Raw genomic sequence first — 22751 nt, forward strand, 5'->3', positions numbered from 1 at the left:
GGTGGGGGGGGCCCCCGGCGACTTCCTGCTGATGCCGGCCACGCCCGGCTTCACGCTGTCGGGACTCACGCCGGCGCCGCCGGTGTTTCTCGATTCGCATGAACAGGCGGCGCGCGAGGACGCACACAACGAGGTTCGCCACGGCGACCGGAACGGCCCGCCCGACGTGCGCATGCTCGGCGGTTACTTCGCCTTCGATTCGCCCGACGCGGCCCTGATGGTGTCGCTGCTGCCTTCGGTGCTGCACATGCGCGGCGTCGCGCGGCTGTCGCTGCTGGTGCAGCTCGTGCGCGAAGAGTCCCTGGCGCAGCGGCCGGGGCGCGACCTCGTGCTCGGGCGGCTGGTCGAGGTGCTGCTGATCGAGGCGCTGCGCTCGGCGCCCGGCGAAGGCGCGCCGCCGGGGCTGCTGCGCGCGCTGGCAGACAGCCGGCTCGCCGCCGCCGTGCGGCACATGCACGCGGACCCCGCGCGTTCATGGACGGTGGAAGAACTCGCCGGCAAGGCCGCGCTCTCGCGCTCGGCCTTCTTCGAGCGCTTCTCGCGCGCCGTGGGCCTGCCGCCGATGGAATACCTGCTGGCGTGGCGCATGGCGATCGCCAAGGACCTGCTGCGCCGCGGCGGCTGCGCGCCGGCGGAGGTGGCCGCGCGCGTCGGCTATAGCTCGGCCAGCACCTTCAGCACGGCGTTCAGCCGCCATGTGGGCCAGACGCCGGGGCGCTACGCGCGCCAGCTGTAGCCCACAGCGGCGATCAGGCCGCGGTGCCTTCCTTCTCCTGCAGCAGGCGCCACATCACCTTCCCACTCCCGCTCTTGGGCAGCGCATCCACAAACGCCACCTTGCGCGGAATCTTGTAGACCGCCATGTTCTCGCGGCACCAGTCGATGATCTGCTGCTCGGTCGTGTCCTTGTGCGTGGCGCGCAGCACCACCACGGCCTTGACCGATTCGCCGCGGTAGTCGTCCTTGGTCGAGATGACGCAGGCCTCCTGGATCGCGGGGTGGCGGAACATCAGCAGCTCGACCTCGGCCGGCCACACCTTGAAGCCGCTCGCGTTGATCATGCGTTTCAAGCGGTCGGTGATGAAGAAGTAGCCCTCCTCGTCCATGCGGCCCATGTCGCCCGAGCGGAAGAAGCGCTTGCCCTCGAACTCGACGAAGGCGGACTTGGTGGCGTCGGGGCGCTTCCAGTAGCCCTGGAACACCTCGGGGCCGTGGATGATGATCTCGCCCGATTCGCCGATGGGCATCTCCTGCAGCGTGTCGGGGTCGACCACGCGCGCGTCGGTGCTCATGAACGGAATGCCCAGGCACTGCTGCTTGGGGTGGTCCGAGGGGTTGGTGTGCGAGGGCGCGGCGGTCTCGGTGAGGCCGTAGCCTTCCTGGTACTTCAGGCCGTACTGCTCGAGCAGGCGCTGCGCCACGGCCTGCGGCATGGCGGCGCCGCCGCCGCCGATGTGGGTCATGCTCGTGAGGTCGTAGCTCGCGAAGTTGGGGCTGGCCATGAGGTCGATGACCATGGTGGGGATGTTGGTCCAGCTCGTGACCTTCCAGCGCGAGATGAGCCGGCCCGCCACGTCGCGGTCCCAGCGCGGCATGATGACCAGCGTGGCCGCCGCGAGGATCGAGGTGTGCATCATGCTCACCACGCCGGTGATGTGGAACATCGGCACCACGGCCAGCACCACCGCCTCCGACGTGGCCTGGCCCCAGAGCTGGCCGGCCATCGCGTTGTGCATGAGGCTCGAATGGTGGTGCACGCAGCCCTTGGGCAGGCCGGTGGTGCCGCTGGTGTAGGGCAGCAGCGCCATGTCGTTGGTGCCCACCACGTGCGCGGGGGCCGGGTGGCCGGCCGCGAGCGCGTCGGTCCACGCCATGACCTGGCCGTCGGCCAGCGCGGGCAGCGGGTGGCGCGTGCCGAGCCAGTCGGCCCAGGCCGGCGCGGGGGCGTCGTCGCCGGTCACGCCGGCATCGAAGGCGTCGGTGAACTGGCTCACGATGAGGTGCGACAGGCGCTGCTCGGGCGGCAGTGCGTCGCTGGCCTTGGCCAGCTCGGCCGCGAGGTCGCCGGTGGTGATCGCCACCTTGGCGTCGGGGTCGACGATGTAGTGCTTGAGCTCTTCGGCCCGGTTCATCGGGTTGACCGGCACCACGACGGCGTTGGCGCGCAGGATGGCGAAATGCGCGATCACCAGCTGCGGGCAGTTCTGCATGTTCAGCACCACGCGGTCGCCGCGCTGCACGCCCAGCGCATGCAGCGTGCCGGCCAGCCGTTCGACCTGGTCGGCCACGTCGCGGTAGCTCAGCACGCGGCCGAAGAAGACCAGCGCGGCCTTGTCGGGGTAGCGCGCCGCCGAGGTGGCCAGGTTGTGCCACAGCGAGGTCGCGGGGACGGTGATCGAATGCGGGAGGCGCTTGGGCCAGAACTTGTAATGCGGGCGTGGTTGCATGGTCTGTGAACAGGCGAAGGAGGAAGGAGAGGGGAAAGAAAGCGGTGCGAAAAGGCGCAATGCGCCAGCCTAAGCCGCACCGGCCGCCGCTCCCATCGGGGAAGCCCCCGGGGCGTCACCTTGGCGACGCCCATTCTTCGTACGTCGGGTAGGCACAGCGCATCGGCTATCGTGCGGGCTCCGCTTCACCTGTGCCTGTCTGCCATGCCTGACCCCGCCCGCACTCCCCTGCGCCGACGCATCGCCCTCTTCGGTGCCGCACTGGCCGCCCTGGCCGCGGCGGGCTGCTCGCGGGTCCCCCGGTTCGGCATGTCGGCCCCCGCGACGGACTCGCCGTCCAAGGAACCGCCGACATGGTTCGTGGCCGACTGCTGGCTCGGGACCGAGGACGTGGTCCCGCCGCACAAGGGCAAGGCCGGCGGCTCGGCGGCCGGTACGCTGACGCTGGCCACCGGGGTGTTCGAATGGCGCGTGAACGCCGCGCGCCTGAGCGGGCCGGCGACGGTCGTCGGCTTCTACGGCCCCGCCGCCACGGGCAGCAATGGCCCGCTGGCGATCCAGCTGCCGCTGCCCAGCGAGGGGGAGCCGCGCAACGACGGCACCGGCGCCGGCTACGAGCGGACCGGCACGAGCCGGCTGACGCCCGCCCAGATGGCCGACCTGATGGCGGGCCTCTGGTATGTCAGCGTGTCGACGCAGGCCTGGCCGGGCGGCGAGGTCCGGGGCCAACTGAAACGCAGCACCTGGGGCGTGCACGGCGGCTGACGTCGGCCCCCGATGCGATGCGCTCTGCGACTACAGACAGGCGCGGATTTCGGAGCGATACCTGCGGTTCTCCCTCCGATCCACCCTCCACCTGACTGAAGGAATGTCCATGGCAGCAGACAAGCACGCAAGCGTTCACTGGGAAGGCGCCGGCAAGACCGGCAAGGGCCTCGTCAGCACCGAGACCGGCGCCCTCAAGGACTACCCCTACGGCTTCGCCAGCCGCTTCGAAGACGACGGGCGCGGCACCAACCCCGAGGAGATCGTCGGCGCAGCCCATGCGGCCTGCCTGACGATGGCCTTCGCCTTCGCGCTGGAAGCGGCGGGCCTGACCGCGACGCGCATCGACACCAGGGCCGCCGTGCGGCTGGCCAAGGACGGCGCCGGTTTCAAGATCGACCGCATCCAGCTCGAACTGGACGCGGCCGTGCCGAACCTCGACGAAGCGAAGTTCCAGGAAATCGCCGCCGCCGCGAAGGCCGGCTGCCCGCTGTCGAAGGCGCTGGCGAGCGTGCCCGAGATCACGCTGAAGGCCACGCTGGCGAGCTGACCGCGCTGCTTATGATCGTCTCCACAAAAAAGGAGACGGATCATGAGCAAGCCCACCCGGACCGCATCGGCGGTCCTTTCTTTCGCCCTCGGCGCATTTGGCACGTTCGGCACCACGGCGGCCCTGGCCGCCTACCCCGACAAGCCGATCAAGGTCGTCATCGGCTTTCCGGCCGGCGGCCCGCTCGACCAGCACGCACGCCTTTTGACCGACAAGCTGCAGGCCGTGCTCGGCCAGCCGCTGATCGTCGACTACAAGCCCGGCGCGGGCGGCTCGGTCGGCGCCGACTTCGTCGCCAAGAGCCCGGCCGACGGCTACACGCTGGTGCTGGCCAACACCGGGGTGGCGGTGATCAACGGCGCGCTCTACAGCAAGCTGCCCTACAACACGCAGCGCGACTTCGTGCCGATCGCGCGCACCGCGATGCAGCCGCTCGCGCTCTTGGTCACGCCCAAGCTGCCGGTGCAGAACCTCAAGCAGTTCATCGACTACGCCAAGGCGCGGCCGGGCCAGGTCAACTACGGCTCGGCGGGCAACGGCGGCATCAGCCACCTCGTGCCCGAGATGTTCAAGACCGCGACCGGCCTCTTCATGGTGCACATCCCCTACCGCGGCAGCGCGCCGGCCTTCACCGACCTGATGGGCGGGCAGGTGCAGTTCATGGCCGAATCGATTCCGCAGGCCGCCAACTATCACAAGCAGGGCAAGGTGCGCGCGCTGGCCGTGACCAGCCGCGAGCGCAACCCCGCGCTGCCCGACGTGCCGACCGTCATCGAGTCGGGCGTCAAGGGCTTCGAGGTGGTGGGCTTCTATGGTTTCCTGGCGCCGAAGGACACGCCCAAGGACGTGGTCGCCAGGCTCAGCGATGCGTTCAGGCAGGTGCTGACCAGCCCCGAGGTGCGCGAGCGCATGGTGAGCCAGGGCGCGGACCCGGCCTACCTGGGCAGCGAAGACTTCGCACGCTTCCTCGCGACGGAAACGCCGCGCTGGGACAAGGCGGTGAAGGCCTCGGGCGCGCGGATGGACTGAACTCCGGCCGCGTTCAGCGCGGCGTGGCCGCGTGCCGCTCCAGCTGCGCGCGGTCGAGCAGTTCGATGCTGCGGTAGCGCACGCGCAGCGTGCCGTCTTCCTCCCACAGCTTGAGCTGGCGGTTCACGCTCTGGCGCGACACGCCGAGCATGAACGACAGGTCTTCCTGCGACACGCCCAGCAGCGTGCCGCCCCCTTCCTCCGTCGGCGCGACCGCGCGCGCGTCCAGCGTGAGCAGCCGGTGCGCCAGCCGCACGGGCAGCGGCATCAGGATCACGTCGTCGATCCAGGCCAGCGCCTGGCGCAGCCGCAGGCACACGAGCCGGGTGAAGGCCATGTGCACATCGGGATGGTCGGCCACCAGCCGGTGGAAGTCGGCCGCCGCGACCACGGCCATCTCGGTGGTGTCGACGGCGCAGGTGTCGTAGACGCGCTCGCGCCCCACCAGCAGCGAGACCTCGCCGAACCAGTGGCCCGGCTCCAGCATCGCGATCACCGCCTCGCGCCCGCCCGGCGCGACCACGCTCACGCGCAACGAGCCGCTGACCACGCCGAACAGCGCGTCGGGCGACGAGCCCTTGTGGAACAGCGATTCGCCGCGCACCAACGTGCGCCGGTGGGCCACCGCGAGCAGGCGCTGCTGCACGTCGTCGGCCAGCCGCATGTCGCTGTTGTGCACGGGTGAAGGCTGCGCGTCCGGCGCGGCGGGGCTGGCGCTGGCAGAAGGGGAAGAGCGTGGCATCGCGGGTTTGTCCGGGGCCTCGATTGCCAACACCGGACAGTCTGGGTTCGAGGGGCTGTCGATAGTACGCAGGCCACCCGGGTCGACGCATTCGCGGCAACCCGATGTCCCCTGTCACCCCTGTCGCATGGAGCACACCCCGATGACCACACTGACCGACCTGCAAGCCCGCCGCGAGCGCCTCGTGCTCGACCATTTCGCCGACGAGACCCGCCAGGACTTCGACGCGGTGCTCGGCACCTTCCCGCATCCGCACTACGAGCTGATTCCCAGCGGCGAGGTGCACGACGGCATCGCCGACGTGCGCCAGTACTACACCGACACGCGCCGCGCCTTCCCCGACCAGCGCCACGAGATCATCCAGCTGCGCCATGCCGACGACTCGGTGATCGTGGAGTTCTGGCTGCTCGGCACGCACCGCGGCCCGCTCAAGGGCCTGCCGCCGACGGGCAACAGCTTTCGCTGCCGCATGAACGCCTTCTTCATCTTCGAGGGCGACCGGCTGGTGTGCGAGCGCGTGTACTTCGACACGCTGACGATGCTGCGCCAGCTGCTCGTGGGCGTGCCCCCGGAGATGGTGGGCGGGCTGGTCGCCGGGCTGCTCGGCCAAACCGCCCCGCGAGCCGAGGCCGCCACGGCATGACCGACACGCCCGCCCGGCCACTCGAAGGGCGCCATGCGATCGTGACCGGCGGTGCGCGCGGCATCGGCCTGGCCATCGCGCGGCGCTGCCTCGCGAACGGTGCGAGCGTCGCGCTATGGGACGTCGAGGCCGCGACGCTGGCGGAGGCAATGGCGCAACTGGCACCGCTGGGCACCGTGGTCACTGCATTGGTGGATGTGCGCTACGAAGACCAGATCGCCCGTGCGGCTGCGCAGTCGCAGGAGCGCTTCGGCCGCGTCGACGTGCTCGTCAACAACGCGGGCGTTCTCGGGCCGACGGTGCCCGCGTGGGAGCACACGCCCGCGCAATGGCGCCACGTGCTCGACATCAACCTCACGGGCGCCTGGCTGTGCTGCCGCGCCATCGCGCCGCTGATGCTCGCGCAGCGGCGCGGGCGCATCGTCAACATCGCCTCGGTCGCGGGCAAGGAAGGCAATGGCTTCAACGCCGCCTACTCGGCCTCGAAGGCCGGGCTCATCGCGCTGACCAAGTCGCTCGGCAAGGAGCTGGCCTCGTCGGGCGTGCTGGTGAACTGCATCACGCCGTCGGCGGCCGACACGGCCGTCTTCGCGGACGTGCCCGCCGAGCACCGCGAACAGCTGCGCACCGCCCTGCTCTCGCGCGTGCCGATGGGGCGCTTTGTCGACGTCGACGAGGTGGCGGCGATGGCGGCATGGCTGGCGTCGGACGAGTGTTCGTTCAGCACCGGGGCGGTGTTCGATATCTCCGGAGGGCGCTCGATGTACTGAGCGACGAACCAGGCAGCCCACGCATCCAGACACAGGAGACGACCATGACCCGAGACCCCGACCCCACCGGCTTCGCGCAGATCACCGAACTCGACGGCACGCGCCACGCCGCCATGCCGCAAGACCGCCTGCGCGCCATCCGCCGCGGCGCCGAAGCCCTGCGCGAACGGCTGCTCGACGCGCCGCCGGTTCACTTCGCGCGCAGCTTCAACCTGCTGCGCATTCCGTACCCCGCGTGGTTCGCCTTCACCGGCGTGTACTCGCAGCAGCTGCTCAAGCCGCACATGGTGCATCTGCTGGCGCGCACCGTGCTCGTCCAGTACGACGACTTCGAAGGCCGGCAGCGCACGCTGCTCTTCACGCCGGCCGACTTCGAAGCCGGCAACGCAACGCCCTACTTCAAGCGCTTGAGCGACCAGACGCCGAAGTTCCTGCACAAGGCGATCGCGCCGGTCTACCAGACCGTGCTGCAGGCACTCGCCGCCTGTGGCGTGGCGCCCGAGCAGATCGACCACATCACCTACGACCACCTGCACACGCAGGACGTGCGCCGCTGGCTCGGCAACGCGGGCACACCGGGCCTGCTGCCGAACGCGAAGCTGCTGGTGCACCGCCAGGAGCTCGCGAACGTGCAGGGCCTGCTGCCGGTACAGGCCGAGTGGTACTGCCCGCACGGCCTGGACGGTGTGCCGCCCGAACGCATCGCCGCCTTCGACGGCAGCCTGCAGCTTGGCCCCGGCATCGCGCTGGTGCACACGCCGGGGCACACCGAAGGCAACCACTCGCTGGTGTACCGCACGGGCGACGGCCTGCGCGTGAGCAGCGAGAACGGCGTGTCGGCCGACAGCTGGGCGCCGCTGCAGTCGCGCCACAACGGCATCCGCCGCTATGCGCAGGCCACGGGCGCCGAGGTGATCCTCAACGGCAACACGCAGGAAAGCAGCAACGACCAGTACCTGTCGATGGTGCTCGAGAAGACGCTCGCGGGCACCTCGGCGCTGCACGGGTTCAGCAACGTCGTGCCGTCGGCCGAGTGCTCGCCGCACTGGCTGTTTCCGGGCGCGCCCACGAGCCACCTGTGGGGCGAAACCAGCTTCGGCGCGCTCGTGCAGGCCTGACCTGCCAACACGCGCACAACAGCAAGAAAGAGAAGGAGACACACCGATGAACACCGCCACCCTCGACGCCGCCGCCGGCGCGCGCACGCCGGCCTCGGCCGATGCGCGCGACGATGCCGCGCTCTTTCGCAAGATCACCTGGCGGCTGATGCCGCTGCTGTGCGCCTGCTACGTGCTGAACTACCTGGACCGCACCAACGTCGGCTACGCGCAGCTGCAGATGAAGGACCAGCTGGGCTTCAGCGATGCGGTGTTCGGCCTGGGCGCCGGCATCTTCTTTCTCGGCTATGCGGTGTTCGAGATCCCGAGCAACCTGATGCTCGCGAAGATCGGCGTGCGCGCCACGCTGCTGCGCATCATGGGCCTGTGGGGCCTGGCCTCGGCGGCGATGATGTTCGCCACCACGCCCACGCAGTTCTACGTGCTGCGCTTTCTCATCGGCGTGTTCGAGGCCGGCTTCGCGCCCGGCGTGCTGTTCTACCTGACGCTGTGGTTCCCCTCGCGCCGCCGCGCGCAGGCCACCGCGCTATTCTTCATGGCCTTCGGCGCGGCGCCCATCGTCGCGGGGCCGATCGCCGGACTCACGATGACCTACCTGGACGGCGTGCTGGCGCTGCGCGGCTGGCAGTGGCTGTTCCTGCTCGAGGGGCTGCCGAGCGTGCTGCTGGGCGTCATCGCCTTTCGCACGCTGTCGAACAGCCCGGCGCAGGCGCCGTGGCTCTCGGCGACCGAGAAGCAGCGCGTGGCCCACCTGCTGGCCGAGGACCAGGCCGCGCACGGCGCCGCCGGGCGCCACACCTTCGGCGCGGCGATGCGCGACGGGCGCGTGTGGCTGATCGGCTTCATGTCCTTCCTGATCATCCTGGGCATCTATGCGCTGTCGTTCTGGCAGCCGACGATCCTGAAGTCGATGGGGCTCAGCGTGCTGCAAATCGGCTTCTATTCGGTGATTCCCGCCGTGGCCGGCATCGCGGCCAACATCGTCGTGGGGCGCCACTCCGACCGGCACCAGGAACGCCGCTGGCACTTCGCGCTGGGCGCGCTCGCGGGCGCGGCCGGGCTGGCGCTGACCACGCTCTTCATGCACAGCCCCGTGGCCGCCGTGCTGTGCCTGGCGCTGGCGTCGATGGGCATCTCGAGCGCCTTCACCGTGCTGTGGGCGATTCCCGGCAGCTTCATGTCCAGGAGCGCCGCAGCGGCGGGCATTGCGCTCATCAGCACCATCGGCGGCAGCGCGGGGCTGGTGGCGCCGATGATGGTGGGCGCGCTCAAGACGCTCACGGGCGGCTTCACTGCCAGCCTGTATGTGCTGAGCGGCGCGCTGGTGCTGTCGGCGCTGCTCATGCTGCTGGCCCTGCCCCGCAGCGCGCTCGGCAAACGGTAGCGCGCACCGCCGGCGCACCACGGCCGGCCCATTTCGGTGCACACGGCTTGCATACCAGTTGGCACGGAAGCTGCTGATATGCAGGCCTATGGCCATTTCCGCATCCGAAATCAGTGCACGCATCGTCGAAGCGGTGATGGCGCAGAAGCTCGCGCCCGGCGCGCGCCTGGGCGAGCAGCCGCTGGCGATGCTGTTCGACTGCAGCCGCACCATCGTGCGCGAGGCGCTCACGCGGCTGGCTGCGCGCGGCATCGTCACGGTGAGCGCGCGGCGCGGCTGGTTCGTCATCGAGCCCTCGCAGGACGAGGCGCGCGAAGCCTTCGAGGCGCGGCGCGTGATCGAGCTCGGCCTCATCCGCAGCACGGGCAGGATCGACAAGGCCGCCCTGCGCCAGCTGAAGGCGCACCTGCAGCGTGAAAAGGCCGCACTGAAAGAGAGCGACGTCGGCCACCGCAGCTTCCTGCTGGGCGACTTCCATGTGTGCCTGGCCGAGTGCCTGGGCAACACGCTGCTGGCCGACACGCTGCGCGACTTCACCGCGCGCACCACACTGATCGCCATGCTCTACCAGAGCACGCACGACGCGGTGCAGTCATGCGAAGACCACGTGCAGATCGTCGCAGCGCTGGAGCGCGGCGACCACGCCGCCGCCGAGGCGCTGATGGCCGAACACATCGGCACGGTGCAGTCGGCGCTGCGCGTGCAGGCGCCTGCCGACCCGCTCGCGCAGCTGCGCGACGCGCTGGCACCGCTCAACAACAACCACACCCCCACGCCGAAGCGCCGCCGCAAGGCCGCGCCCGCCGACGACGCTACCGATTCATCGACCTACCTAGGAGCCCTGCTATGACCTCTTTCGCCTCCCGCCGTCTTGCCCTCGCGCTGGCCAGCGTCGCCCTGCTGGCCGCCACCGGCGCCGCCCAGGCGCAGAACGCGCTAGACAACGTGCTCAAGGCCAAGACCATCAAGATCGCCGTGCCCACCGACTACCCGCCGTACGGCTCGGTCGACCGCAACATGCAGCCGCAGGGCCTGGACGTCGAGATGGCGCAGCTCGTCGCTGCCAAGCTCGGCGTGAAGGTCGAGCTGGTGCCGGTGACCAGCGCCAACCGCATTCCCTACCTGCAGACGCGCAAGGCCGACCTCGTGATCTCCACGCTCGGCAAGAACGTCGAGCGCGAGAAGGTGATCGACTTCAGCGCGGCCTATGCGCCCTTCTTCCAGGCCGTGTATGCGGCCAAGAGCATGAAGCTCACCAGCTTCGCCGACATGGCCGGCAAGACCGTCGCCGTGACGCGCGGCGCCATGGAAGACCAGGAACTGAACAAGGTGGCGCCGCCGAACGTCGACTACCGCCGCTTCGAGGACAACAACGCGACGATCGCCGCCTTCGTGGCCGGCCAGACGCAGACCCTCGCCACCAGCGCGGCGGTGGCCGGCGACATGCTCGCCAAGAATCCGAAGGTGAGCGCCGAGTACAAGCTGCTGCTGAAAGACAGCCCCTGCTTCATCGGCATCGCCAAGGGCGAGACCGCATTGAAGACCCGGGTCAACGAGATCATTGCCGCAGCCAAGAAGGACGGCACGCTCGACGCGATGTCCAAGAAGTGGCTCGGCAAGGCGGCCGGCGACCTGCCGGTCTGATCGAAGGGCGCGGCCATGGGCATTGAATTCGACTTCGGCGCCGTGCTCGCCGAGTGGCCGCTGCTGCTGCGCGGCGTGGCGTGGACGCTGGGCCTCACAGCCGTCGGCACCGTGCTCGGGCTGGCCGTGGGCACGCTGTGCGCGTGGGCCCGCTCGGGCGGGCCGGCGTGGCTGCGCGCGCTCGTGGGCGCGTACGTGGAGCTGATCCGCAACACGCCCTTCATCGTGCAGCTGTTCTTCATCTTCTTCGGGCTGCCGGCCGCGGGCGTGAAGCTCTCGCCCGAGGTGGCGTCGGTGATCGCGATGGTGATGAACCTGGGCGCGTATTCCACCGAGATCATCCGCGCCGGCATCGAGGCCACGCCCAAGGGGCAGATCGAGGCCGCCGTGAGCCTGGCGCTCAGCAAGGCGCAGGTATTCCTGCGCGTGGTGCTGCCGCCGGCGCTCAAGAAGGTGTGGCCTGCGATGGTGAGCCAGATCGTCATCGTGATGCTGGGCTCGGCGGTGTGCGGGCAGATCTCGACCGAGGAGCTGAGCTATGCGGCCAACCTGATCCAGAGCCGCAACTTCCGCGCCTTCGAATCCTTCATCGTCGCCACGCTCATCTACCTGGCGCTGGCCGTGGCGCTGCGCCGCCTGCTCCAGTGGGCGGGGCCGCGCTTCTTCTTCGGCCGCTGACCGCGAGGCCCCTGCACCATGGTCGATTTTTCTTTGTGGGACATCCTGCGCAACCTGCTGATGGCGCTGCGCTGGACCGTCGTGCTCTCGCTCATCGCCTTCGTCGGCGGCGGGATCGTGGGGGCGCTGCTGCTGTTCGCGCGGCTGCGCGGCGGCAAGGCGGCGCAGCGGGCCGTGGGCCTGTACGTGCAGCTGTTCCAGGGCACGCCGCTGCTGATGCAGCTGTTTCTCGCCTACTTCGGCATCGCGCTGTTCGGCATCGACGTGTCGGCGTGGACCGCCGCGAGCGTGGCGCTCACGCTGTACACCAGCGCCTTTCTCACCGAGATCTGGCGCGGCTGCGTGGCCTCGATCCCCAAGGGCCAGTGGGAGGCCTCGGGCAGCCTGGCGCTGAGCTTCGGCGAGCAGATGCGCCACGTGATCCTGCCGCAGGCCGTGAAGATCGCGATCGCACCGACGGTCGGCTTCCTGGTGCAGGTGATCAAGGGCACGGCGCTGGCGTCGGTGATCGGGTTCGTCGAACTCACCAAGGCCGGCAGCATGATCTCGAACGCCACCTTCCAGCCCTTCGTGGTGTTCAGCTGCGTCGCCCTGCTTTACTTCGTGCTGTGCTTCCCCGTGAGCCTGTACGCCAAGACCCTCGAGAGGAAGACCCATGGCCGCCGTGCTTGAACCAACACCACAACCCGAAGCCGCATCGTTCGCGGCGCCCATCGTGCGCATCACGGCGCTGCGCAAGTCCTACGGCACGAACGAGGTGCTCAAGGGCATCGACCTGGACGTGAAGCGCGGCGAGGTGATCGCCATCATCGGCAAGAGCGGCTCGGGCAAGAGCACGCTCCTGCGTTGCATCAACGGGCTCGAGGTGTTCCAGGAAGGTGCGCTCACGGTCGACGGCAAGCCGCTGCTGCACGAGAGCGCGATGGCCATGCGCACGCTGCGCCAGCGCGTGGGCATGATCTTCCAGGGCTTCAACCTGTTCCCGCATCTCACGGTCGGCAAGAACGTGATGCTGGCGCCCACGCTGGTGAAGAAGCGATCGTCGATGGAAGCCGCTTCGCAGGCGCGCAAGCTGCTCGAGCGCGTGGGCCTGGCCGAGAAGTTCGATGCGATGCCCGAGCAGCTGTCGGGCGGCCAGCAGCAGCGCGTGGCCATTGCCCGCGCACTCGCGATGGAACCGGCCGTGCTGCTGTGCGACGAGATCACGTCGGCGCTCGACCCCGAGCTGGTGGGCGAGGTGCTGCGCGTGGTGGAGTCGCTGGCCGACGAAGGCATGACGCTGTTGATGGTCACGCACGAGATGAGCTTTGCGCGCAAGGTCAGCGACCGTGTGATCTTCATGCACCAGGGGCGCGTGCACGAGATGGGGCCACCGGCGGAACTGTTCGGCGCGCCGCAGACGCCGGAGCTGAAGCAGTTCCTGTCGTCGCTGCACGACTGACCGCGCGCGCGGCGGCAGCAGCAGCAGCCGCCGCTACAGGTGCTGCGATTCGTCGATGCCCAGCCGCAGCCCCGCGGCCAGCGGCGGCACCAGCCGTCCGCCGCGCCGCTCGACCTCTTCGCCTGCCTTCAGCAGCTGCTGCACCTGCTGGAAGAGTTCGTCGCCGGCCGCGGTCAGCTGCACGCCCTGCTGGCTGCGCGCGAACAGCGCGTGCCCGAGGATGCCTTCGAGCTCCCTCACGCGGGCCGTGATGGCCGGTTGGCTGACAAAGAGGTGGCGGGCCGCCGCGTTGACGGAACCCAATGTCGCGGCCCAGTGAAAGGCCTCCAGTTGCCGGAAGGTGATGCGCAACACCGCAGCCCCCTTTCAGCCGGGGGCTGTCGTGGACGTGCAGGGGTACACCGCGGCCTGTTCGCTCTTCTGCTTCATGTCTGCCTTCTTTCAAAGCAATTCAATCGCATCGAATGGCGAGAAGGCCACGCAACGGGGAATTCTAATTGCGTGAATTCCCATGACTACGGACGCAAACCACGGATCCAACCCAATTCAACAGAGGTGATTCCTTCTCATCAAATCCTTGAATTAACCGACTCCCAGGCTTGTAAGGCATCGCCGGGAGTGAATTGAGAATTTAGTGCAATCACAGTTCCTGTTAAAGAGAATTTTTTTGATATAGAACTTTGGCGTTAGGTGCAATTCGACCAAAAGCCACGGGAATCGGTGGGCCTTGCGGGCCTGGCCGGGGCCGCGCGTCAATGCGCCGTCAATGCGCGCTCCCGCCAGGCCCCCAGGCCTTCCGGCCCGAAGCGCTCGGCGATGCGGTGCAGCCAGATGGTGAAGTGCGCCGGGGCCCGCGCCAGTTCGCGGTGCAGGTCGGGCAAGGCCAGCCATCGCCACTCGCGCACCTCGCCGGGGTCGGGTTGCGGCAGGTCGTGCGCGATGCCCACGAACACGTGGTCGTACTCGTGCTCGACCAGTTCCGCGGACACCGCCTCCCGGTAGAGAAAGGCCGTCACCGGCTGCAGCGCGCACCGCAGGCCCAGCTCTTCCTGCAGCCGCCGCAGGGCGGCCGCGCCGGTGTCCTCGCCGGGGCGGGGATGCCCGCAGCAGCTGTTGCTCCACAGGCCGGGCGAGTGGTACTTGCCCAGCGCGCGCTGCTGCAGCAGCACCCGGCCCTGCGTGTCGAACAGGAAGATCGAGAACGCCCGGTGCAGGATGCCCTCGCGGTGGGCACTCATCTTCTCGACCGCGTGCAGCGGCCGGTCTTCGGCGTCGACGGCGATCAGGAATTCGTCCATGAGCTGTTCCAGAAGTGAGGGCCCGGAGCCTCGCGGCCCTGCGATTTCCGTGGCCTGGCGGCTTCGAAAAAACCGGCTCACTTCTTTAGCACGTATTTTTTGCCAGACCGCAATAAGAAATTCAAATTAGTTCAAACTGATTACATCGACGAAGAATATAAAAAATGGAATAAACACAAATAATTACACAGATAACAAAAATATCGAATCAGATTCACAAATGCGCCCAAACCGCCCCACAGATATTTCTTGCGCATTTCGAACCGTGGTTCCTGGTTCGCCCGCGCCGCACGGTCAATGGCGCGCCATCGGCAACGCGTGATCGCCGGCGCTTTCCCGCGCGCCCGGGCCGGGTTAACCTCGCCCTCATGGCCCGCCTTCGCACCGCATCGATCATTCGCCCGCTCTCGCGAGAGCGGGTCGGCTAGCGCACGGTTCGAAACCACGCCATGCAACCCGCCCCAGGAGGCGGGTTTTTCTTGTCCGTCTCCCGAGGTTTGTTCCCCACCCGCAGGAGACCGAATGACACCGACACCACCCCCATCTCCCCCGCCCGTGCTGCACATGGTCTGCGGCAAGATCGGCGCCGGAAAATCCACGCTGACCCGGCGCCTGGCGCAGGCGCCCGCCACCGTGTGCATCAGCGAAGACACCTGGCTCGCCGCGCTCTACCCCGGCGAAATCCACGCGCTGCCCGACTACGTGCGCGCCGCGGGCCGGCTCAAGCAGGCGATGGGCGAGCACGTCTGCGCGCTGCTGCGCGCCGGCGTGTCGGTGGTGCTCGACTTTCCAGCCAACACGGTGAGCAACAGGGCCTGGGCGCGCGGCCTCTTCGAGCAGGCCGGCGCGGCGCACCAGTTGCACTTTCTCGACGTGCCGGACGACATCTGCAAGGCACGGCTGCGGGCGCGCAACGCGGCGGGCGAGCACCCCTTCGAAACCTCCGACGCGCAGTTCGACCTGATCACCCGCCACTTCGTGCCGCCCACGGCCGAGGAAGGCTTCCACGTGATCCGCCACGATCGGTAAGCTGCGCGCCGATGCACATCGAACCCGCCCTTTCCACCGAAGCGCCCGCCGTCGCGGCCGTGTTGACCGAAGCCGCGCAATGGCTCGCCGAGGGCGGACGCCCGCTCTGGAGCGCCGCCGACACCGGCCTCGAACGCATCCAGCGCGACACCGACGCCGGCCGCTACGTGGTGGCGAAAGAGAACGGCGACTGGGCCGGCGTGATGCGCCTCGATCTGGAAGACCCGTCGTTCTGGCCCGAGATCGCGCCCGGCAGCGCGCTGTTCGTCCACAAGCTGGCCGTGCGCCGCGCCTGGGCCGGCCGGGGCGTGTCGCGCGCGCTGCTGGGCCATGCACGCGACCACGCCCGCGCGCTCGGGCGCCCCTGGCTGCGGCGGGACTGCGTCGCCGACCGCACCGCGCTGCGCACGCTGTACGATGGCTTCGGCTTCGCGCTGCACAGCTGCATCGACCTGCGCGGCGGGACGTTTGCGCGCTACGAGCTGCGCGTCGACGGCTGACCGTCCGACACGCCGACGCGCCCCTTCGGCGCTGGCGGGAACATCGTCGCCTGTGGCAAGCTCGCAAGCTCCATGACCGACCGAATCCCGCCCTCTCATTTCCGCCGTCGGGTGCTGCGCGCGCTGCTGGGCGCCGCCGCCCTGCCCGCGCCGTTCGCGGCGCTGGCCGGCTTCAACTTCTTCACCAACGAGTACACCGCCACGCGCGAGGAGCTGCAGTCGCAGATCGCCAAGCGCTTTCCGGTGGCCGAGCGCTATGCCGAGATCTTCATGGTCGGGCTGCGCGACCCGCAGTTGGGCCTGGACGGGCGCGCCAACCGCGCGGCCATCACGGCCACGCTGACCATCGCCAGCCCGCTGCTGGCGGCCTCGCCGGTGCAGGGCGTGGTGTCGGTGAGCAGCGCGCTGCGCTACGACGCGGCGGCGCGCGCGCTGCGGCTGGACCAGCCCAAGGCCGAGCGGCTCGAGCTGCAGGGCGTGGAAGGCCGCGACGCCGAGCGCCTGCAGAAGGTCGGCGCGGTGGTCGCGCAGGAACTGCTGCAGGGCCAGATCCTGCGCAGCTTCACGGCCGACGAACTCACCGTCGGGCGCAAGACCTACGAGGTCGGCGACATCACGGTGCAAGACAACGGCATCAAAGTGCAACTCAAATGAAACAACGTGCCGCTCTTCTTGTCCTGATCGCCGCTGCGCTCGTCGGCGCCGGCTGCGCCGCCATCGCCCCGAAGGCGAAGCAGCATTTCGACCTGCAGGCCCACCGCGGCGGACGCGGCCTGGCGCCCGAGAACACGCTGGCCGCGTTCTCCAACGCGATGGCGCTGGGCGTGACCACGCTCGAGCTCGACATCGGGCTCACGGCCGACGGCGTGGTGGTGGTGTCGCACGACACGGCGCTCAACGCCGACCACACGCGCGACGCGCGCGGTGCGTGGCTCACAGCCAAGCCCGCCCCTTCCGTGCGCTCGCTCACGCTGGCACAGCTGCAGACCTACGACGTGGGCCGCCTCAACCCCGAGAGCAACTACGGCAAGCAGTTCGCGCTGCAACAACCGCGCGACGGCGAGCGCATTCCCACGCTGGCCGCGCTGTTTGCGCAAGTGCAGGCGCGCGGCGCCGATGCCGCGCGGGTGCACTTCAACATCGAGACCAAGATCGACCCGACCAAGCCCGACGAGACCGCCGCGCCCGAGCCCATGGTGCGCGCGCTGCTGGCCGAAATCGACAAGGCGAAGGTGGGCGAGCGCGTGACCATCCAGAGCTTCGACTGGCGCACGCTCGCGCTGGTCGGCCAGCTCGCGCCGCAGCTGTCGCGCGCCTACCTCACCACGCCCCGCACGCTGAAGGACAGCCGCTGGACCGCCGGCCTCGACCCCGCGAGCTTCGCCTCGGTGCCGCAGCTGGTGAAGGCCGCGGCCGGTGCCTCGACCGGCCCGGTGATCTGGTCGCCGGCACATGCCGACCTGGGCGCCCCCGCGATCCGCGAGGCGCAGAAGCTCGGCATGAAGGTCGTGCCCTGGACCGTGAACCAGCGCGCCGACATGGTGCGGCTCATGGACGCGGGCGCCGATGGCCTGATCACCGACTACCCCGACGTGCTACGCGACCTGATGCGCGAACGCGGGCTGGCACTGCCACCACCAGCGAAGGTCACCTCATGAGCACCGTGACGCAACTCGACACCATCGCCTCGGGCATCGCCGCGCTGCAAGGCGGCGCCGGCTCCGTCGCCACGCTCTCCACGGCCGCGCGCGCCAGCACCGAGCTGCTCGGCGCCCTGCCGCCGCGCTACGGCGAGGTGCTGCTGAACCTGCTGGACCGCCTCGAATCGAGCGCGCTCTTCAGCGAGGAAAGCTGCTCGTTCAGCCAGAAGGACCTGCTCGACAACCTGCAGGTGTGGGTCGACAAGGCCCGCGGCCAACTGGTGTCTTGAGGCGCTGACGCCCCGCCCCGGTTTATCATCGCGCCCAACCATGCGCACCCTGCTGCTCGCCCTCATGATCGCCCTGCTGCCCATCCGCGGCTGGCTCGGCGACGCCATGGCGCTCGAGATGGTGCGGCATTCGCTGCCCGCCGCCGAGGCGGTGGTGGCCGCAGCAGCCGGCATCGCCGAATCGCACTGCCATGACGCCACCATGGAGGCCGACACCGGCCACGACATGGCGGCCATGCACGACAGCAGCGGCGATTCGCAGCAGTCCCACGGCACCGACCACGCGAACTGCGGCACCTGTGTCGCCTGCCAGGTCTGCCACACGGTGGCGCTCGGCGGCATGCCGCTGGTCGACACCCCGCATGCGGCGCCCCAGGCGCCGCCGGCCGCGCACGCGGCCCGCTTTGCCAGCGCCGAGCCCGTCCTGGGCTTCAAGCCGCCCATTTCCTGATCTTCCTGCCCGTAGTCCGTCCGCAGTGAGCCCTTCCCGGCTCGCAGCGTTCGCCGTATTGCCCATGGAGATCGCTCGTGAATTCCCTTGCTCGCCGGCCGTATGCCGGCATCCCCTGCTATCGAACAGATAGCCCGCCCCTCGGGCGAAAAAGTCCCCTCTCATTCCTCAGAACCGCCACCGCGCTGACCGCTGCGTTGGTGCTCGCCGGCTGCGCCAGCCTGTCGCCCGACGGCGGCGCGGGCGACGTGCAGGCGCTGGTCGACGGCAACCCGCTCATGGCGGGCGCCGCGGCCCAGCGCAAGCCGGACGACGCCTCGCAGCAAAGCGTCGACGCGCTGCTGGCCAAGCCGCTGGACGCCGAAGCCGCCGTGCGCATCGCGCTCGTCAACAGCCCGCGCGTGCAGGACGCCTTTGCCACGCTGCAACTGAGCGACGCCGACCGCGTGCAGGCCGCGAGCCTGCCGAACCCCGTGCTGTCCTTCAGCCGCCTGGCGCAGGGCAGCGAACGCGAGTTCGAGCGCATGCTGACTTTCAACGTGGTGGGCCTGCTCACGCTGCCATGGCAGGCGCGCTGGGCCGGCCAACGGCACGAAGCGGCCAAGCTGCAGGCGGCGCAAAGCGTGCTGCTGCTGGCCGCCGACACCCGCCGCGCCTGGGTGCGCGCGGTGGCCGCGCAGCAGAGCGTGAGCTACCTGCGCGACGCGAAGGACGCCACCGAGGCTGGCGCCGAACTGGCGCACCGCATGGCCCAGGTCGGCAACTGGAGCGCGCTGCAGCGCACGCGCGAACAGCTGCTGCTGGCCGACGCGTCCGCGCAGCTCGCACGCGCCGAACAGGCGGCCGTCGCCAGCCGCGAACAGCTCACGCGCCTGCTGGGCCTGAGCGGCGCGCGCACCGGCTACACCCTGCCCGACCGCCTGCCGCCGCTGCCGAAGGCCGCGCCCGAACTCGGCGACGTGCAGGCCCTGGCGCTGCGCGACCGGCTCGACGTGCGCTCGGCGCGGGCGCAGAACACGGCCGTGGCCGGCTCGCTCGGCCTCACGCACGCCACGAGCGTGATCAATGCGATGGAACTGGGCGTGGTGCGCAACACCACCTTCGAGAACGACGCCGATCGCTCGAAATCGACCACGCGCGGCTTCGAGCTCGAGCTGCCGATTCCGATCTTCGACTGGGGCCAGGCCCGCAGCGGCCGCGCCGAGGCGCAGTACCTGCAGTCGGCCGCACGCGTGCGCGACGTGGGCGTGCTCGCCGCCAGCGAGGCGCGCGAAGCCTGGCAGGGCTGGAACACCGCCTACGCCCTGGCGCGCCGCTACCGCGACGAGGTGCTGCCGCTGCGCAAGCAGGTGAACGAAGAGATGGTGCTGCGCTACAACGGCATGCTCGCCAGCGTGTGGGAACTGCTCGGCGAAACGCGCGCGAGCATGCTCGCCGTGAACGCCGGCATGGAGGCCCAGCGCGACTTCTGGCTGGCCGACACCGACCTTCAACTGGTGCTCACGGGCAGCTCGCCCGGCGGCATGACGGCCCTGCAGACCGCGGCCACCAACGAACCTGCGGCGGGAGGCCACTGACATGAACCGTCGCAACTTCTTTGCGGGCGCCGCCACGGCCGTGGCCGCCACCACCGTGAGCCGCGTGAGCATGGCCGCGCTGCCCGAGCCGGTGACGCAGGCATCGACCGCCACCGCGCCACCTCTGGTGCCGCCCAACGGCCGGCCCTACAACCCCGTCGTCACGCTCAACGGCTGGACGCTGCCCTGGCGCATGAACGCCGGCGTCAAGGAATTCCACCTCGTCGCCGAACCCGTGGTGCGCGAGATGGCGCCCGGCTTCAAGGTCAACATGTGGGGCTACAACGGCCAGTCGCCCGGCCCGACCATCGAGGTGGTCGAGGGCGACCGCGTGCGCATCTTCGTGACCAACAAGCTGCCCGAGCACACCACCGTGCACTGGCACGGCCAGCGCCTGCCCAACGGCATGGACGGCGTGGGCGGTATCACGCAGCCGCACATTCCGCCGGGCAAGACCTTCGTCTACGAGTTCACGGCGCGCCGCCCCGGCACCTTCATGTACCACCCGCATGCCGACGAGATGGTGCAGATGGCGATGGGGATGATGGGCTTCTGGGTCACGCACCCGAAGGCGGAGCATCCGCTGATCGAGAAGGTCGACCGCGACTTCTGCTTCCTGCTCGGCAGCTTCGACGTGGAGCCCGGCAGCGCCACGCCCAAGGTCAACACCATGACCGACTTCAACATCTGGAGCTTCAACAGCCGCGTGTTCCCGGCCATCGACACGCTCAACGTGCGCCGTGGCGACCGCGTGCGCATCCGCGCGGGCAACCTCACGATGACCAACCACCCGATCCACATCCACGGCCACGAGTTCGAGGTCACGGGCACCGACGGCGGCCCCGTGCCGCGCACCGCGCGCTGGCCCGAGGTGTCGGTGGACGTGGCGGTGGGCCAGATGCGGCAGATGGAGTTCATCGCCGACGAGGAAGGCGACTGGGCGCTGCACTGCCACAAGGCGCACCACACGATGGGCCCGATGGGCCACGACGTGCCGACCATGATCGGCGTGGACCACAAGGGCGTGGCCGAGAAGATCAAGAAGCTCGTGCCCGACTACATGGTGATGGGCGACAAGGGCATGGCCGACATGGGCGAGATGGAGATGCCCATTCCCGAGAACACCGTGCCCATGATGACCGGCACCGGCCCCTTCGGCTCGGCCGAGATGGGCGGCATGTTCACGCTGCTGAAGGTGCGGCGCGACCAGAAGCCGGGCGACTACCGCGACCCGGGCTGGTTCAAGCACCCGGCCGGCACGGTCGCGCGCGAGGTGTCGGCCAGCGGCGCGCCGGTGGCGCCGCGCAAGACGGGCACCGCACCCGCGAGCCCCGACAGCGGCAGCGCCACCGTGCGCAAGCCCTCGGGCCATGGAGCCCACAACCACTGATCGCATCCATCCAATCTTTTGAGATTCCATTCATGAACACCCGTTTCTCCCCCCTCGTCGCCGGCCTCGCACTGGCGGCCGCCACCACCTTCGCCACGGCCCACGAAAACCACGCACCCGAAGCCGGCAAGGCCGCCGCCGCATCACTCGCGCCCGAGCAGAAAGCCTGGGGCATCGCCGGCAAGGCCAGCGCCGTGAAGCGCACCATCGACATCGCGATGGCCGACGACATGACGTTCACGCCCTCGGTCCTCGAGGTGCGCGAAGGCGACACCATCCGCCTGCGGCTGAAGAACCGCGGCAAGGACCTGCACGAGCTCGTGCTTGGCACCACCGCCGTCATCGAGGACCATGCCGCCATGATGAAGAAGCACCCCGGCATGGAGCACGACGAGCCCTGGATGGCGCATGTGCAGCCGGGCAAGACCGGCGAACTGATCTGGACCTTCAACCGCGCCGGCGACTTCGACTTCGCCTGCCTCGTGAAGGACCACTACGAACTCGGCATGGCCGGCCGCGTGCGCGTGCGGGTCGCTGCCGCGCCCGCACGATGACCCACTGAAAGGAAATCCCACCATGCAACGACGAACCCTCCTGAAACTCGCCGCCGCCACCGCGTCCCTGCCGCTCGCCGCGCAGGCCGCCGCGCCGATGGTCGAGATCTGGAAAGACCCGAACTGCGGCTGCTGCCAGGACTGGGTCAAGCACCTCAACAAGAACGGCTTTGCCACGCGCGTGCACGACGAGGGCAACGGCCCGGCGCGCGAGCGGCTCGGCATTCCGGCGAAGCTGGGTTCGTGCCACACCGGCCGCGTCGGCGGCTACGCCATCGAAGGCCACGTGCCGGCGCGCGAGATGCAGCGCCTGCTGAAGGAAAAGCCCAAGGCCATCGGCCTGGCCGTGCCCGGCATGCCCATCGGCTCGCCCGGCATGGACGGCCCGGCCTACGGCGACCAGCGCGACGCCTACGACGTGCTGCTGGTGCTGGCCGACGGCAGCACGCGTGTCTTCCAGAGCTACCGCTGAGCCCCTCTTCACTCTTCATCCCATCCAAACCAGGAAGGAACACCGACCATGAAAAAAGTCCTCACCGCCCTCTCCACCCTCGTGCTCGCCGCCGCGGCGTTCGCGCAGGCCGCGCTGCCCCAGGTCGACGGCGAAGTCCGCAAGGTCGACACCGACGCCAAGAAGATCACCCTGCGCCACGGCGACATCCCGAACCTCGAGATGACCGGCATGACCATGGTGTTCCGCGTGAGCGACCCGGCGCTGCTCGCCAAGGTGAAGGCCGGCGACAAGGTGAAGTTCACCGTCGACAAGGTCGACGGCGCACTCACCGTGCTGTCGATCACGCCGGCGAACTGA

28 protein-coding genes are annotated in these 22751 nt (G+C 69.3%); 24 read left to right on the forward strand and 4 right to left on the reverse strand.

Annotation, left to right across the window (positions count from 1 at the left end; all coding sequences use genetic code 11):
• On the forward strand, positions 1-736 hold a 736-nt coding region (locus tag AC07Y4_RS02585), incomplete at its 5' end, for a helix-turn-helix transcriptional regulator (RefSeq protein WP_495274159.1).
• A gap of 13 nt (positions 737-749) precedes the next feature.
• On the opposite strand, the gene AC07Y4_RS02590 is transcribed toward AC07Y4_RS02585, so the two are convergent.
• Positions 750-2447 (reverse strand): long-chain fatty acid--CoA ligase, encoded by a 1698-nt coding sequence (locus tag AC07Y4_RS02590; RefSeq protein ID WP_495274160.1) that lies wholly within the window; start codon positions 2445-2447, stop codon positions 750-752.
• A gap of 309 nt (positions 2448-2756) precedes the next feature.
• Between AC07Y4_RS02590 and AC07Y4_RS02595 the strand changes: the two genes are divergently transcribed.
• From AC07Y4_RS02595 to AC07Y4_RS02605, 3 genes are all read left to right on the forward strand, one after another.
• Positions 2757-3212: a CHRD domain-containing protein gene (locus tag AC07Y4_RS02595; protein WP_159275940.1), complete on the forward strand. Its 456-nt coding sequence runs from the start codon at positions 2757-2759 to the stop codon at positions 3210-3212.
• 109 nt (positions 3213-3321) lie between these two features.
• Positions 3322-3762 carry an OsmC family protein gene (locus tag AC07Y4_RS02600; RefSeq protein ID WP_495274161.1) on the forward strand — a complete coding sequence of 147 codons (441 nt, stop codon included), beginning with the start codon at positions 3322-3324 and terminating at the stop codon, positions 3760-3762.
• 42 nt (positions 3763-3804) lie between these two features.
• On the forward strand, positions 3805-4791 hold the full coding sequence (locus tag AC07Y4_RS02605; RefSeq protein WP_159275938.1) for a Bug family tripartite tricarboxylate transporter substrate binding protein: 987 nt from the start codon (positions 3805-3807) through the stop codon (positions 4789-4791).
• 13 nt (positions 4792-4804) lie between these two features.
• Here AC07Y4_RS02605 and AC07Y4_RS02610 read toward each other — a convergent pair whose 3' ends face one another.
• Positions 4805-5533, reverse strand: a complete 729-nt coding sequence (locus tag AC07Y4_RS02610) for a Crp/Fnr family transcriptional regulator (RefSeq protein WP_095948984.1) — start codon at positions 5531-5533, stop codon at positions 4805-4807.
• 142 nt (positions 5534-5675) lie between these two features.
• Between AC07Y4_RS02610 and AC07Y4_RS02615 the strand changes: the two genes are divergently transcribed.
• The 9 genes from AC07Y4_RS02615 to AC07Y4_RS02655 all read left to right on the forward strand — a co-directional run bounded on the left by AC07Y4_RS02615 (position 5676) and on the right by AC07Y4_RS02655 (position 13211).
• Positions 5676-6176, forward strand: coding sequence for an ester cyclase (locus tag AC07Y4_RS02615; RefSeq protein ID WP_223301409.1), 501 nt, complete (start codon positions 5676-5678; stop codon positions 6174-6176).
• Positions 6173-6946 carry an SDR family NAD(P)-dependent oxidoreductase gene (locus tag AC07Y4_RS02620; protein WP_495274162.1) on the forward strand — a complete coding sequence of 258 codons (774 nt, stop codon included), beginning with the start codon at positions 6173-6175 and terminating at the stop codon, positions 6944-6946. The genes AC07Y4_RS02615 and AC07Y4_RS02620 overlap by 4 nt, the downstream gene beginning before the upstream one ends.
• Before the next feature lie 44 nt (positions 6947-6990).
• Entirely contained in the window at positions 6991-8064 is a 1074-nt protein-coding gene (locus AC07Y4_RS02625; protein ID WP_495274163.1) for an MBL fold metallo-hydrolase, read from the forward strand.
• Between the two features lie 46 nt (positions 8065-8110).
• On the forward strand, positions 8111-9448 hold the full coding sequence (locus AC07Y4_RS02630; protein ID WP_495274164.1) for an MFS transporter: 1338 nt from the start codon (positions 8111-8113) through the stop codon (positions 9446-9448).
• 88 nt (positions 9449-9536) lie between these two features.
• Positions 9537-10298, forward strand: a complete 762-nt coding sequence (locus AC07Y4_RS02635) for a GntR family transcriptional regulator (protein ID WP_495274165.1) — start codon at positions 9537-9539, stop codon at positions 10296-10298.
• On the forward strand, positions 10295-11092 hold the full coding sequence (locus tag AC07Y4_RS02640) for a transporter substrate-binding domain-containing protein (RefSeq protein ID WP_095746233.1): 798 nt from the start codon (positions 10295-10297) through the stop codon (positions 11090-11092). The genes AC07Y4_RS02635 and AC07Y4_RS02640 overlap by 4 nt, the downstream gene beginning before the upstream one ends.
• A 15-nt stretch (positions 11093-11107) precedes the next feature.
• Positions 11108-11770 (forward strand): amino acid ABC transporter permease, encoded by a 663-nt coding sequence (locus AC07Y4_RS02645; RefSeq protein WP_062475944.1) that lies wholly within the window; start codon positions 11108-11110, stop codon positions 11768-11770.
• Positions 11771-11788: 18 nt separating this feature from the next.
• Complete coding sequence (locus AC07Y4_RS02650) at positions 11789-12442, forward strand: amino acid ABC transporter permease (RefSeq protein WP_095746234.1); 654 nt, start codon at positions 11789-11791, stop codon at positions 12440-12442.
• Complete coding sequence (locus AC07Y4_RS02655; RefSeq protein ID WP_369646276.1) at positions 12426-13211, forward strand: amino acid ABC transporter ATP-binding protein; 786 nt, start codon at positions 12426-12428, stop codon at positions 13209-13211. Before AC07Y4_RS02650 ends, AC07Y4_RS02655 begins: the two co-directional genes overlap by 17 nt.
• A gap of 33 nt (positions 13212-13244) precedes the next feature.
• On the opposite strand, the gene AC07Y4_RS02660 is transcribed toward AC07Y4_RS02655, so the two are convergent.
• Both AC07Y4_RS02660 and idi read right to left on the reverse strand, forming a co-directional pair.
• A complete protein-coding gene (locus tag AC07Y4_RS02660) occupies positions 13245-13565 on the reverse strand; it encodes a LysR family transcriptional regulator (protein ID WP_159275929.1) in 321 nt (106 codons plus the stop codon).
• 398 nt (positions 13566-13963) lie between these two features.
• Positions 13964-14509, reverse strand: coding sequence for an isopentenyl-diphosphate Delta-isomerase (gene idi, locus AC07Y4_RS02665; RefSeq protein ID WP_495274166.1), 546 nt, complete (start codon positions 14507-14509; stop codon positions 13964-13966).
• A gap of 522 nt (positions 14510-15031) precedes the next feature.
• On the opposite strand from idi, the gene AC07Y4_RS02670 reads away from it, so the two are divergent.
• The 11 genes from AC07Y4_RS02670 (at position 15032) to AC07Y4_RS02720 (ending at position 22751) form a co-directional block, all read left to right on the forward strand.
• Positions 15032-15538, forward strand: a complete 507-nt coding sequence (locus tag AC07Y4_RS02670; protein WP_495274167.1) for a P-loop nucleotide/nucleoside kinase family protein — start codon at positions 15032-15034, stop codon at positions 15536-15538.
• Between the two features lie 11 nt (positions 15539-15549).
• Positions 15550-16038: a GNAT family N-acetyltransferase gene (locus tag AC07Y4_RS02675; RefSeq protein ID WP_495274168.1), complete on the forward strand. Its 489-nt coding sequence runs from the start codon at positions 15550-15552 to the stop codon at positions 16036-16038.
• A gap of 72 nt (positions 16039-16110) precedes the next feature.
• Positions 16111-16692: a YceB family lipoprotein gene (locus AC07Y4_RS02680; RefSeq protein WP_062475964.1), complete on the forward strand. Its 582-nt coding sequence runs from the start codon at positions 16111-16113 to the stop codon at positions 16690-16692.
• On the forward strand, positions 16689-17696 hold the full coding sequence (locus tag AC07Y4_RS02685) for a glycerophosphodiester phosphodiesterase (RefSeq protein ID WP_495274169.1): 1008 nt from the start codon (positions 16689-16691) through the stop codon (positions 17694-17696). Before AC07Y4_RS02680 ends, AC07Y4_RS02685 begins: the two co-directional genes overlap by 4 nt.
• Positions 17693-17968: a hypothetical protein gene (locus AC07Y4_RS02690; protein ID WP_492696473.1), complete on the forward strand. Its 276-nt coding sequence runs from the start codon at positions 17693-17695 to the stop codon at positions 17966-17968. Before AC07Y4_RS02685 ends, AC07Y4_RS02690 begins: the two co-directional genes overlap by 4 nt.
• A gap of 40 nt (positions 17969-18008) precedes the next feature.
• On the forward strand, positions 18009-18419 hold the full coding sequence (locus AC07Y4_RS02695) for a hypothetical protein (RefSeq protein ID WP_495274170.1): 411 nt from the start codon (positions 18009-18011) through the stop codon (positions 18417-18419).
• 77 nt (positions 18420-18496) lie between these two features.
• Positions 18497-19996, forward strand: a complete 1500-nt coding sequence (locus tag AC07Y4_RS02700; RefSeq protein WP_495274171.1) for a TolC family protein — start codon at positions 18497-18499, stop codon at positions 19994-19996.
• Between the two features lies 1 nt (position 19997).
• A complete protein-coding gene (locus AC07Y4_RS02705) occupies positions 19998-21386 on the forward strand; it encodes a multicopper oxidase family protein (protein ID WP_307696085.1) in 1389 nt (462 codons plus the stop codon).
• A gap of 32 nt (positions 21387-21418) precedes the next feature.
• Positions 21419-21940: a cupredoxin domain-containing protein gene (locus AC07Y4_RS02710; RefSeq protein ID WP_495274172.1), complete on the forward strand. Its 522-nt coding sequence runs from the start codon at positions 21419-21421 to the stop codon at positions 21938-21940.
• A gap of 22 nt (positions 21941-21962) precedes the next feature.
• On the forward strand, positions 21963-22412 hold the full coding sequence (locus tag AC07Y4_RS02715) for a DUF411 domain-containing protein (RefSeq protein WP_492680591.1): 450 nt from the start codon (positions 21963-21965) through the stop codon (positions 22410-22412).
• A gap of 48 nt (positions 22413-22460) precedes the next feature.
• Positions 22461-22751, forward strand: coding sequence for a copper-binding protein (locus AC07Y4_RS02720; protein ID WP_062475985.1), 291 nt, complete (start codon positions 22461-22463; stop codon positions 22749-22751).

The sequence above is a fragment of the Variovorax sp. GW460-12-1-14-LB1 genome, from assembly GCF_059423605.1.